At 72.0% G+C, this 11427-nt stretch carries 9 protein-coding genes and 1 pseudogene; 5 read left to right on the forward strand and 5 right to left on the reverse strand.

The features are described 5' to 3' along the window. Window positions 1-38: 38 nt before the first annotated feature. Window positions 39-1565: a glycosyl hydrolase family 18 protein gene (locus BXA11_RS20295; protein ID WP_076436796.1), complete on the reverse strand. Its 1527-nt coding sequence runs from the start codon at window positions 1563-1565 to the stop codon at window positions 39-41. Window positions 1566-1768: 203 nt separating this feature from the next. Here BXA11_RS20295 and BXA11_RS20300 point away from each other — a divergent pair, with 203 nt between their 5' ends. Continuing rightward, complete coding sequence (locus tag BXA11_RS20300) at window positions 1769-2911, forward strand: sensor histidine kinase (protein ID WP_076436798.1); 1143 nt, start codon at window positions 1769-1771, stop codon at window positions 2909-2911. Further along, on the forward strand, window positions 2908-3585 hold the full coding sequence (locus BXA11_RS20305) for a response regulator (RefSeq protein ID WP_076436978.1): 678 nt from the start codon (window positions 2908-2910) through the stop codon (window positions 3583-3585). Before BXA11_RS20300 ends, BXA11_RS20305 begins: the two co-directional genes overlap by 4 nt. A 28-nt stretch (window positions 3586-3613) precedes the next feature. Here the strand turns inward: BXA11_RS20305 and BXA11_RS20310 are convergent, their stop codons facing one another. Then, window positions 3614-4549, reverse strand: a complete 936-nt coding sequence (locus BXA11_RS20310; protein ID WP_076436800.1) for a LysR family transcriptional regulator — start codon at window positions 4547-4549, stop codon at window positions 3614-3616. 131 nt (window positions 4550-4680) lie between these two features. On the opposite strand from BXA11_RS20310, the pseudogene BXA11_RS20315 reads away from it, so the two are divergent. Continuing rightward, window positions 4681-5916, forward strand: a pseudogene (locus BXA11_RS20315) (MFS transporter); the annotation flags it as partial. Here BXA11_RS20315 and BXA11_RS20320 read toward each other — a convergent pair. Further along, a complete protein-coding gene (locus BXA11_RS20320) occupies window positions 5899-6633 on the reverse strand; it encodes a DUF2306 domain-containing protein (RefSeq protein ID WP_143734415.1) in 735 nt (244 codons plus the stop codon). The pseudogene BXA11_RS20315 and the gene BXA11_RS20320 sit on opposite strands and share 18 nt — an antisense overlap. Window positions 6634-6759: 126 nt before the next feature. Here BXA11_RS20320 and BXA11_RS20325 point away from each other — a divergent pair, with 126 nt between their 5' ends. After that, on the forward strand, window positions 6760-7743 hold the full coding sequence (locus tag BXA11_RS20325) for an NAD(P)-dependent alcohol dehydrogenase (RefSeq protein WP_076436806.1): 984 nt from the start codon (window positions 6760-6762) through the stop codon (window positions 7741-7743). An 8-nt stretch (window positions 7744-7751) separates the two neighbouring features. Here the strand turns inward: BXA11_RS20325 and BXA11_RS20330 are convergent, their stop codons facing one another. After that, window positions 7752-8390 (reverse strand): hemerythrin domain-containing protein, encoded by a 639-nt coding sequence (locus tag BXA11_RS20330; RefSeq protein WP_204053776.1) that lies wholly within the window; start codon window positions 8388-8390, stop codon window positions 7752-7754. Window positions 8391-8440: 50 nt separating this feature from the next. On the opposite strand from BXA11_RS20330, the gene BXA11_RS20335 reads away from it, so the two are divergent. Beyond that, window positions 8441-9055, forward strand: coding sequence for a TetR/AcrR family transcriptional regulator (locus BXA11_RS20335; protein ID WP_076436808.1), 615 nt, complete (start codon window positions 8441-8443; stop codon window positions 9053-9055). Between the two features lie 106 nt (window positions 9056-9161). On the opposite strand, the gene glgB is transcribed toward BXA11_RS20335, so the two are convergent. Continuing rightward, window positions 9162-11399 (reverse strand): 1,4-alpha-glucan branching protein GlgB, encoded by a 2238-nt coding sequence (gene glgB, locus BXA11_RS20340; protein WP_083744427.1) that lies wholly within the window; start codon window positions 11397-11399, stop codon window positions 9162-9164. Between the last annotated feature and the right edge of the window lie 28 nt (window positions 11400-11427).

An 11427-nucleotide genomic window follows, 5' to 3' on the forward strand; every position in this document is an offset into this window, starting at 1 on the left:
ATCGGTACGAAGCGGTTACTTCAGTCCGGTGGGCCGCGTCACCTGAGGCCGCCGGCCATGGCCGTGATCAGCTCGCCGTTGGAGGTGTCGCCGCTGAACTCCCAGAAGAACGCTCCGCCGAGACCCTGGTTCTTGGCGTAGGTCATCTTGCCGCCGATGGTGGCGGGGGTGTCGTAGCTCCACCAGTTCGAGCCGCACTTGGCGTAGGCGGTGCCGGCGACCGTGCCGGTGGCCGGGCAGCTGGTCTTGAGGACCTTGTAGTCCTCGATGCCCGCCTCGTACGTGCCGGGCGCGGCGCCGGTGGCGGTGCCGCCGGGCGCGGCCTGGGTGACGCCGGTCCAGCCGCGGCCGTAGAAGCCGATGCCCAGCAGGAGCTTGCTCGCCGGGACGCCCTTGCTCTTGAGCTTCTGGATGGCCGCGTCGGAGTAGAACCCGGCGGTGGGGATGCCGGAGTAGGAGGTGAGCGGCGAGTGCGGCGCTGTCGGGCCCTGCGCGGCCCAGGCGCCGAAGTAGTCGTAGGTCATCACGTTGTACCAGTCGACGTACTGCGCCGCGCCGCCGTAGTCGGCGGCGTCGATCTTGCCGCCGTTCGTGCCGTCCGCGGTGATCGCGGCGGTGACGAGGTAGCTGGGGCCGAACTTGGCCCGCAGGGCCGCCATCAGGTTCTTGAACGCCGCCGCACCGCTGGTGTCACAGCTCAGGCCGCAGGCGTTCGGGTACTCCCAGTCGATGTCGATGCCGTCGAACACGTCGGCCCAGCGCGGGTCCTTCAGCAGGTTGTAACAGGAGTTCGCGAACGCGGCGGGGTTGGCCGCCGCCTGCCCGAAGCCGCCCGACCAGGTCCACCCGCCGAAGGAGTAGAGGACCTTGATGTTCGGGTACATCGCCTTGAGCTTGCGCAGCTGGTTGAACGCGCCGCGCAGCGCGTTGGGGTTGTCCCAGGTGTCGGCCTTGCCGTCCACGCTGTTGGCCGCGGTGTAGGCCATGTCGTAGTCGGCGTAGGAGTCGCCGATCGCGCACTGGCCGTTGGTCACGTTGCCGAAGGCGTAGTTGATGTGGGTGAGCTTGGCGGCCGAGCCGCTGCTCACGATGTTCTTCACGAAGTACTGCCGGCCGTAGACGCCCCAGTCGGCGAAGTAGCCCAGCACCTTCTTGCCGCCGGGCGGCGGGGGCGTGCTCGGGCTCGCCGAGGGCGATGCGGAGGGCGACGCCGAGGGGGACGCGGACGGCGAGGCCGAGGGCGAGGCGGACGGGCTGGGGCTCGGGCTCTTGCTCGGGCTGGCCGAGGGGGAGCTGCCCGACAGGAGCCTCCACAGGGCCGGGACGTTCGGCGGCTCCCACCCGGTCAGGGACGTGTGCGCCTGGATGGCCTCGTAGTCCTTGCCGGAGTACGTGACCCGGGCGCCTACGGCGTACCAGGTGTTGGGAGCCCAGGCCGTGTATGCCAGGACGGCCGACTGGCTCTGGGGGGCGGTGGCGGAGGTGGCGGCGGTCGCGGTCCCGATCGCGAGCGGCACGAGTAACGCCGCGCCGGCGATCACGGACCCGAGGAGGATCTTTCGCAACGGAGCTCCTGCTCTTGGGGGGTAAAGGACAGGAAAGTTTCCTATTAGTTAGGAGAGTAAGCACAGACAGGGAGAGGGTCAACGCCCTCGTCGCCCTCTAAGTGTCGTTTAAGCCTGCGCTAAGGTCGGCCCGGCCCGGGGGCGACAGGACAGTCTCCACACGGGGGCGGCGCGGCGGGCGCCGGCTCTCGTACCATGATTCGGTGCACGGCTTCGTCCGCTCCGTGTGGTCCGAGCCCCGTCCCCCCGATCCACCCGTACGCGTGTGGCGGGACTGGGCGCTCGTCGGGGTGCTCGTGCCGCTCGCGGTGCTCGAAGGCGTGCTGCGGCCGGACCTTCCGTGGCGGCTCTTCGAGGTCGCCGTCACCGCCGGGCTGGTCCCCATCCTGCTGTGGCGGCGGACCCGGCCGCTGGCGATGCTCGCGATCTGCTTCGTCGCGACGGATGTGATCCCGGTCCTCGTGACCGGCGCGACCCTCGACATGTACACGCTGGGATACATGCTGATCCTGCCGTACGCCATGTTCCGGTGGGGGTCGGGCAGGGAGATCGCGGCCGGCCTGGGGCTCATGCTGGCCGCCGCCGGTCTGTCCGTGCTCGTCGACCACGCCGCTCTGCCCGACGTGATCGGGCCGTTCGCCGTCATGCTCGCGACCACCAGCCTGGGCGGCGCGTTCCGCTATCGGGCCGGGGCGCGGATGCGCGAGCTCGACCAGGTCAAGCTGCTGATGCGCGAGCAGCTCGCGCGCGACCTGCACGACACCGTCGCACACCACGTCTCCGCCATGGCCATCCGCGCACAGGCCGGGCTCGCCACGGCGGCGTCGCGTCCGGACGCCGCGGCCGACGCGCTCCGCGTGATCGAGGCCGAGGCGGCACGGGCCCTCGACGAGATGCGCGCCATCGTCCGCGTCCTGCGCCGGGACCGGCCGGCGGAGCTGACTCCCGGCCGGCGCATCGCCGAGCTCGAACGGCTCGCCAGCCGGGGCGGCTCCCACCACCCGGCGGTCGAGGTGGAGATAGCGGGTGACCTGGACGGCCTGTCGCCGTCGGTCGAGTCCGCCGTCTACCGCATCGCCCAGGAGGCGGTGACCAACGCCGTACGGCACGCGCGCCGCGCCACCCGGGTCGAGGTGCGCGTCGCCGCGGACGAGACGGCGGTGCGCCTGTGCGTGCGCGACGACGGCGACGGGAGCTCCGGCCGTCCGGCCGTGCCGCCGGGATACGGGATCATCGGCATGGGCGAGCGGGCGAACCTGCTCGGCGGCACGTGCGTGGCCGGCCCGGACCACGATGGGGGGTGGACGGTGACCGCGGTGCTTCCCCGGGCCGGGGCCGCGACATGAGCGAGCGAGCCGATGGGCACGGCGTCCGGGTGCTGATCGCCGACGACCAGGAGATCGTCCGCACCGGGCTATCGATGATCCTCGACGCCCAGCCGGACATCGAGGTCGTCGGCACGGCCCCCGACGGGCGGCGGGCCGTCGAGCTCGCGCGACGGCTGCGCCCCGACGTGTGCCTGTTCGACATCCGCATGCCGGGGACCGACGGCATCGAGGCGACCCGGTCCCTCGCCGGGCCGGACGTCGCCGACCCCCTCGCCGTCGTCGTGATCACCACGTTCGACCTCGACGAGTACGTCTACGCCGCGCTGAGAGCGGGGGCCCGCGGTTTCCTGCTGAAGAACGCCGGCGCCGACATGCTCGCACAGGCCGTGCACGCCGCCGCCGGCGGAGACGCGCTGATCGCCCCCAGCGTCACCGCGCGGCTGCTCGGGACCTTCGCCCGCACCGGTCCCGCCGCCTCACCCGCGCAGCCTATCGAGGCGCTCACCTACCGGGAGGAGGAGATCCTCGCCGCGGTGGCGCGCGGCCGGACCAACGGCGAGATCTCCGCCGAGCTGCACATCTCGCTCAGCACGGTCAAGACGCACGTCGCCAGCCTGATGGCCAAGCTCGGCGCCCGCAACCGCGTGGAGATCGCCATCTGGGCCTACGAGACCGGCCGCGTCAGGAGCTGACCGGGGGCCGGGCTCGGGGCTGCGGCGTTCAGCGGGGGATCGCCCACCGCGGCGTCCAGGTCCCGGCCGCGTCGCGGCCCGTCGTGGCGGCGGCGAGATGGGCGCGGAGGGTGGCCAGCGCGGGGTGGGGGTCGTCGCGGCGCCACAGGAGCGAGTGCGGATAGACGGGCACGGGGTCGGTCACCGGGATCCGGCGCAGGTCGTATCCGGCGGGCCAGACGAGGCGGGTGTGCCCGCCCATGAAGGTGGCCAGGGCCGGGGTGTCGGCGATGGTGTCGAGGAGCGCGTCGGAGCCGAAGTTGGGGCCGGTCGCCTCGATCGTGAGGCCGAACTCGGCGACGAGGTCGTCATAGTAGGCGGCCCACTCGGTGCCGGGGACGATGCCGGGCATCCAGATGCGGTGCCCGGCGAGCCGGGCGACCGTCACCGACCGGGCGCCCGCCAGCGCGTGGGCGGGGCCGGTGAGGAGCTGGAGCGGCTCGTCGAGCACCCGGACGGCCTCGATGTCCTCGGGCAGGGGCCGGCCGGGCATGGCGACGGCGCGGAAGGACGCGTCGATGGCGCCGGACCGGATGGCGGCGACGGCCTTCTCGATGTCGAACAGCATCACCACGTCGAGGTCGATGTCGGGGTGCGCGCGGTGGAAGCCGCGCATCAGGCCCGAGGCCGCGCTGCGCGAGGCGATCATGTCGACGCGTAGCGGGCGGCGGCCGGTGCGCACGGACGCGACCGCGCGCTCCGCGCCGCGCAGCAGCTCACGGGCGTGGGGCAGGAACGCTTGCCCGTCGATGGTGAGCTCGGCGCCGCGCGGCGTGCGGGTGAACAGCCGAACGCCGAGGTCGCGCTCCAGCGCGGCGATGCGCTTGGAGACGGCCTGCTGGGTGACCGCCAGATCGGCGGCGGCCTCCTGGAACTGCCCCGCGTCGGCGGCGGCGACGAAGGTCCGGACGGTCTCGATGTCCATGCGGACACCCTAGGGATACAACCGCCGGTTGTGGCCCGGTGGCTCTGCCGTTGTTTGATCCCCGGTCATGGTGCTCGATTTGATGCTTCCCGTCGCGGATCGGTTGTGCGGGTGAGTGACGGGGGTCGGACATGCGGAACGGGCACCGGCTGGGGCGGCGGTTCGGGTGGCTCTGGGCAGCGTACGGGACCAGCGCGCTCGGCACCTGGCTCGCCTTCGGCGCGTTCCCGCTGATCGCGATCCAGGTGCTGCACGCCGGCCCGGCAGAGGTTGCGGCGCTGTCGTCCGTCGGGGCGGCGGTGGGCGCGGCCGTGGCGGTGCCGCTGGGCCCGTGGGTGGAGTTCCGCCGCAAGCGGCCGGTGCTGATCGGGATGGACCTGGCGCGGTTCGCGGCGCTGCTGACGATCCCCGCCGCGTTCGCGCTCGGCGTGCTCTCCTTCGTCCAGCTCCTGCTGGTCTCGGTCGTCGCCGCCGCGGCCGACATCACCTTCCGCGCCGCCTCCGGCGCGTACCTGAAGACGCTGGTGCCGGCCGGGGACCTGCTCGTCGCCAACGCCCGGTTCGAGTCCACGGCCTGGACGACCACGATCATCGGACCTCCGCTGGGCGGTGCCCTGATCGGGCTCCTCGGCCCGGTCGCGACGGTGGTGGCCGACGCGGTCAGCTACCTGCTCTCGGCCCTGGGCATCCGGGCGACGGGCGGCGGGGAGCCGCGGCCCGAGCGCCGGGAGGCCACGCGCCCGCGGGCCGGGGACCTGCTCGACGGGTGGCGGTACATCCTCGCCGATCCGGCGCTGCGGCCCCTGTTCTTCAACACCGCCGTGTTCAACGGCCTGGTGATGGCCACCAGCCCGCTGCTGGCCGTCCTGATGCTCGGCCCGCTCGGATTCGCGCCGTGGCAGTACGGCCTCGCCTTCGCCGCGCCCTCGATCGGCGGGCTGCTGGGTGCGCGGCTGGCCCGGCCGCTCGTCACCCGGTTCGGGCAGCACCGGGTCCTGGTCGTGTCCGGGGTGCTGCGCGCGCTCTGGCCCGTCGGCCTGGCCTTCGTGGGAGCGGGCACCGGAGGGCTGCTGCTGGTGATGGGCGTCGAGCTCGGGCTCATCTTCTGCTGCGGCGTCTTCAACCCCGTCTACGCCACCTACCGCCTCGATCGCACCGCGACCGGCCGGGTCACCCGCACCCTGTCCGCCTGGGCCGTGACGACCAAGGCCTCGACCGCGCTCCTGACGGCGGTCTGGGGCGTGCTGGGCGGCCTGCTCGGCCCGCGTACGGCCATCGGCCTGGCCGGCGTGCTCCTGCTGGCGACCCCGCTGCTGCTTCCCCGGCGCGCCGCGGCGAGTATGAGCCGCCTACCTCGCCCTGCGGGACGGAGCCGGGAGCCGGGGGCCTCTGCGGACGGCCCACTCGGCGACGACGAGGTTGATCACCCATCCGGCGCCCATCAGCAGCGCCCGGGGGAGCGGGCCGGGCTCGCCGGCCAGCGCCATCCACGGACCGACGGTCAGCAACTGGGTGCCCGCTCCCATGCCGATCGCGTAGCCCCGCGTCATCCACGCGCGGTGACGGGCGACGTTCCGGCGCCGGATCGCCGCGAAGCCGAGGACGAGAGACACGATCATGAGGGTGCCGAACACCAGTCGCAGGCCCACGAGGAGGGCGCTGTCGTTCTGCAACGGGGGATAGAACAGCGTCATCCACAGACCTGAGAACGCGCTGACGAGCCCGGACGGAACCACGAGCCGGCCGGCGGCGCGATGCCAGGCGGGCCTGCGCCGGCGCAGTCCGTGGGCGAACTGGAGGGCCCCCAGGACGCTGAACAGTGTGACGGAGACGATGTGCGCGACGACGGGCGCGGGCGTCGCGAAATAGCGGACGCTGTCGTGGGTGATCGGCCCGCCGCCGGCCAGTTGCCCCAGCCGGGTGGAACCGGCGATCACCGGGACGGCGCTGAGCGCGATCAGCGCGGCGGGCACGAGCCATCCCGCCCTGCGATTCCCGCCTGCTGCGGTGCTCCGGGCGAGTGCGGGCCGTTCCATCGATTCGGTCATGCGCCGATCGTGGTCCGCGAGGGGGCTGCGGTTCATCGGCGCAACGGCCTGATCTGTGCCGTCCGATCGGCCGCCGATCGGGCGTACTTTCGGCTGATACGCCCTGCGCGCGGCGCTTCTTACGCTGGCACTCCCCACCGCCGAGGTGATGAGGAGAATCCCATGAAGGCCTACGTCCTGCGCTCGTACGGTCCCCCCGACGTCCTGGAGCTCACCGACGTCGGCACGCCCGTGCCCGGCCCCGGTGAGGTGCTGGTCCGGGTGCGCGCCACCTCCGTCCAGCCGTACGACTGGCACCACATGCGAGGCGAGCCGTACGCCGCGCGGCTGATGGGCGGCACGCTCGGCCCTCGCGGGCCGCGAATCGGCATCCTGGGCGCCGACGTGGCGGGACAGGTCGAGGCTATCGGCGCGGGCGTCACGGGGTTCCGCCCGGGCGACGAGGTGTTCGCGCTGCTCACCCAGGGCGGCTTCGCCGAGTACGTGTGCGTGCCGGAGAGCGCGCTGGCCCGCAAGCCGGAGACCCTGTCGTTCGAGCAGGCGGCCGCGGTGCCGCTGGCGGCCGTCACCGCGCTGATGGCACTCGACCAGGGAGGGGTCCAGGCGGGCCACGCCGTTCTCGTGAACGGGGCCTCGGGCGGCGTCGGGACGTTCGCCGTGCAGCTCGCCAAGGCGTTCGGCGCCGAGGTCACCGGGGTGTGCAGCGGGCGGAACGCCGAGCTGGTGCGGTCGATCGGCGCGGACGAGGTCGTCGACTACACGAAGGAGGACTTCACCCGGCGCGGGCCGCGCCACGACGTGCTGCTCGACATCGCGGGCACCCGCTCGCTGCGGGCCTGCGCGCGGGTGCTGAAGCCCCGGGGGACGCACGTCGTCGTCGGCGGGCCGGCCGGACGGTGGCTGCAACCCGTCGGCCACACTCTCGCGACGCTCGCGGTGTCGCCGTTCGTGTCCCAGCGCGTGGTCATGACCCAGGTGGTCGGCGCCCGGAACATCCGGGGCGACCTGATGCGGCTGACCGAACTCATCGAGGACGGCAAGGTCACCCCGGTGGTCCACCGCAGCTACCCGTTCGGCGAGATCCCGGCGGCCATCGCGTACGTGGAGCAGGGGCACGCCCCCGGAAAGGTCGTCGTCACGGTATGAGCCGCCCGTCACTTCGCGGGGGCGAGGGCGGCGAAGGTCTCCTTCGCCGCGAGGCGCATCTGCGGAACGAACTGCTGGAGCGGCTCGGGCAGCCGGGACAACAGGATCTCGACCTCCTCCGCGGTGCCGACCTGGTCAAGGAAGCCGACCATGAGGTGGGCGCCGACGGGCGGCGTGGTGGCGATCACCTGCTCGGAGAACGAGTCCCAGGTCTCGGGGGACAGCTCGCGCAGCGCCGGGAACAGGAGGGGCTCCTCATGGGCGAGGTGGCGATCAACGATGTCACGCACCGCGATCGCGGCCTTCGCCAGGGCGTCCCGGCCGGCGCCGTCCTCGACCGGCATGGAACCGAGGGCGTCGAGGGCCGCGTCGAGCTCCTCGTGCTCGGTGCTGAGCGCGGCCAGTCCCGCGGCGCGCTCCGAGGAGGCGGCGATGACCAGGGGCCACAGCTCCCGGTCTTCGCTCTCGTGGTGGTGGTGCAGGTTGGCCACCAGGAAGTCGCGCAACTCGGTGAGGGCCGCGCCGGGGACCGAGGGCCGCTTCGCGGCGTCGGCCAACAGTGCCGAGGCGGCGCGGTGGGTGTCGTGGGCGAGGCGGGTTTCGATGACCGCTACGGGCTCATTAGTTGAATTTTGCACGAGCGGCACACTATTGATTAGAGACACATCTAGTCAACAGACACTTCTACTATTGCCGGGTGAACAGGTATCACTCTCCGCGTCGCGCCGACGCCGCCGCCGACACCCGCCGTGCCATCATCGGCGCCGCCCGCGAGCTCTTCACCGCGCACGGGTACACCGCCGTGACGGTGTCGCAGATCGCCAAAGCGGCGCAGGTGGCGGTGCAGACGGTGTACAGCAGCGCGGGCGGCAAGGCGGCCATCCTGGCGGAGATCCTGGCCCCGGCGGTACACGACCGGCGCGTTACCGAGACCCTCAAGGCGGCGGTCGCGGCGACGGATCCCCGTGAGATCGTCGACATCACCGCGGCCGGCACCCGCGCCACCCACGAACGGCACTGGGACGTCCTGTTCCGGCTGCTCCACGGCGGTCTGGGAGAGGCGTCCGGCGTCGAGGTGACCGAGGAGGCCAACGGCGAATATCTGAACGCGCTCGCCGTGGTGGCCGACCGGCTGGTGACGCTGGACGCTCTGCGTCCTGAACTGGACCGCGCCTCGGCCCTCGACGTCCTCTGGTTCTACCTGGGGCAGCGCTCCTGGTTCCTTCTCGTCGGCGAACGCGGCTGGGACTTCGAACGCGCGGAGAGATGGCTCGCCGCCTCGGCCAAGGAGGCGCTGCTGAAAGAGCCGTGAGCCTCACCTCCGGCCGTGCGAACGGCCGCTCGGCCCGCGAATTGGCGGTGGTCAGCACGGTCTGACCGGCCTTTCCCGGGCCCGCCTTGTCCACTGCGGCCGGGCGTCAGAGCTCGGCGACCAGGCCCTCGGGCTCGATGTCCGTTCGCTCGGTGTCCGCCGCCTCGGTGGCCGTCTCCTCCATCTCCGGGCTCACGGCCGTCGGGCTCTCCACCGGGCGCAGCCACACGACGCCGAGCGGCGGCAGGCTCAGCCGGGTCGAGCACGGCAGCCCGTGCCACGGCGCCTCCACCGACTCGACCGCGCCCATGTTGCCGACGCCGCTCCCGGCGTACTCGTACGCGTCGGTGTTGAGGATCTCCTCCCACCGCCCGGGAGTGGGCAGGCCGAGGTGGTAGTCCTCGTGCGGGCTGCCGGAGAAGTTGGCGACGCAGGCCAGCACCGAGCCGTCCGCGCCATAGCGCAGGAACGACAGCACGTTGCCCGAGGCGTCGTCGGCGTCGATCCAGCGGAAGCCCTCGTGGGTGTTGTCGCGCGAGTACAGCGCGGGCGACTCCCGGTAGACGCGGTTCAGGTCCTTCACCAGGCGGCGTACGCCCTGGTGGTAGTCGAAGTCCAGCACCCACCAGTCGAGGCCGTTCGCCTCCGACCACTCGGCCCCCTGGCCGAACTCGCCGCCCATGAACAGCAGCTGCTTGCCGGGGTGGGCCCACATGAAGCCGTACAGCGCGCGGAGGTTGGCGAAGCGCTGCCACTCGTCGCCCGGCATCTTGCCCAGCAGCGACCCCTTGAGGTGGACGACCTCGTCGTGCGACAGCGGCAGCACGAAGTTCTCCGAGAAGGCGTACATCAGGGAGAACGTCATCTGGTGGTGGTGATACTGCCGGTAGATCGGCTCGCGGGACATGTAGTTGAGCGAGTCGTGCATCCAGCCCATGTTCCACTTGAAGCCGAAGCCGAGTCCGCCGAGGTGGACGGGCCGCGACACGCCGGGCCAGGCGGTCGACTCCTCCGCGATCGTCACGATTCCCGGTTCCTCGCGGTAGACGACGGCGTTCATCTCCTTGAGGAACTCGATCGCGTCGAGGTTCTCCCTGCCGCCGTACTCGTTGGGCGTCCACTCGCCCTCACGCCGCGAGTAGTCGAGGTAGAGCATCGAGGCCACGGCGTCGACCCGCAGACCGTCGATGTGGAACTCCTTGAGCCAGTAGAGCGCGTTGGCCACGAGGAAGTTGCGCACCTCGTTGCGGCCGAAGTCGAAGACGTACGTGCCCCAGTCGGGGTGGGTGCCGCGGTCGGGGTCGGCGTGCTCGTAGAGCGGCGTGCCGTCGAAGCGGGCCAGCGCCCACTCGTCCATCGGGAAGTGGGCGGGGACCCAGTCCACGATCACGCCGACGCCGGCCCGGTGCAGCTCGTCGACCAGGTGGCGGAAGTCGTCGGGGGAGCCGAATCGCGAGGTCGGGGCGTAGTAGGAGGTCACCTGGTAGCCCCACGAGCCGCCGAACGGGTGCTCGGCGACCGGCAGGAACTCCACGTGGGTGAAGCCCATGTCCGTGACGTACGCGACCAGCTCGCGGGCGAGGTCGCGGTAGGACAGACCGGGCCGCCAGGAGCCCAGGTGCACCTCGTAGGTGCTCATCGGCTCGGCGAGGGCGTCGTGCGACGGCCGGGCCGTCATCCACTCCTCGTCGCGCCACTCGTAGGCGGACCTCTCGACGATGCTGGCCGTCGCCGGGGGCACCTCGGTGCGGCGGGCCATCGGGTCGGCCTTCTCCCGCCAGATCCCGTCGAGGCCGAGGATCTGGAACTTGTAGCGCGTGCCCTCGCCGATCTCCGGGAGGAACAGCTCCCACACGCCCGACCGGCCGAGCGAGCGCATGGGGTGGGCGGCGCCGTTCCAGTGGTTGAAGTCGCCGATCACCCGCACGCCCTGGGCGTTGGGCGCCCAGACCGAGAAGGCCGTCCCGTCCACGTCCTCGTGACGTATCACGCGCGCCCCGAGCACCTCCCACAGCCGCTCGTGCCGGCCCTCACCGATCAGGTGGAGGTCCAGCTCGCCCAGCGTCGGCCAGTGCCGGTAGGGGTCGTCCGTCTCGTACGGCGGGGCGTCGGGATAGGTGATGCGCAGGTGATAGTCGGGGACCTTGTCGACGCCGGGCAGCGTCACCTCGAACACCCCGAACGCGAGATGGCTCATCGCGTGCGCCGACCCGTCGGCCAGCACCTCGACCCTCTCCGCGAAGGGGCGCAGGGCCCTGATCGTGACGCCGTCGGGCCCGGGATGGGCCCCCAAGATGGAGTGGGGGTCGTGATGCGCGCCACCCGCCAGCCGGTCCAAGTCCATGTCGCCCAACCTGCCCTAGATATATCCC

It is taken from the genome of Microbispora rosea, assembly GCF_900156315.1.
GTDB lineage: Bacteria > Actinomycetota > Actinomycetes > Streptosporangiales > Streptosporangiaceae > Microbispora > Microbispora rosea.

Bases quoted from the DNA above. Each gene is read 5' to 3' on its own strand.
- BXA11_RS20325 (WP_076436806.1), top strand. From the start codon at position 6,760: ATGAAGGCCTACGTCCTGCGCTCGTACGGTCCCCCCGACGTCCTGGAG.
- BXA11_RS20305 (WP_076436978.1), top strand. From the start codon at position 2,908: ATGAGCGAGCGAGCCGATGGGCACGGCGTCCGGGTGCTGATCGCCGAC.
- BXA11_RS20320 (WP_143734415.1), bottom strand. From the start codon at position 6,633: ATGAACCGCAGCCCCCTCGCGGACCACGATCGGCGCATGACCGAATCG.
- BXA11_RS20310 (WP_076436800.1), bottom strand. From the start codon at position 4,549: ATGGACATCGAGACCGTCCGGACCTTCGTCGCCGCCGCCGACGCGGGG.
- glgB (WP_083744427.1), bottom strand. From the start codon at position 11,399: ATGGACTTGGACCGGCTGGCGGGTGGCGCGCATCACGACCCCCACTCC.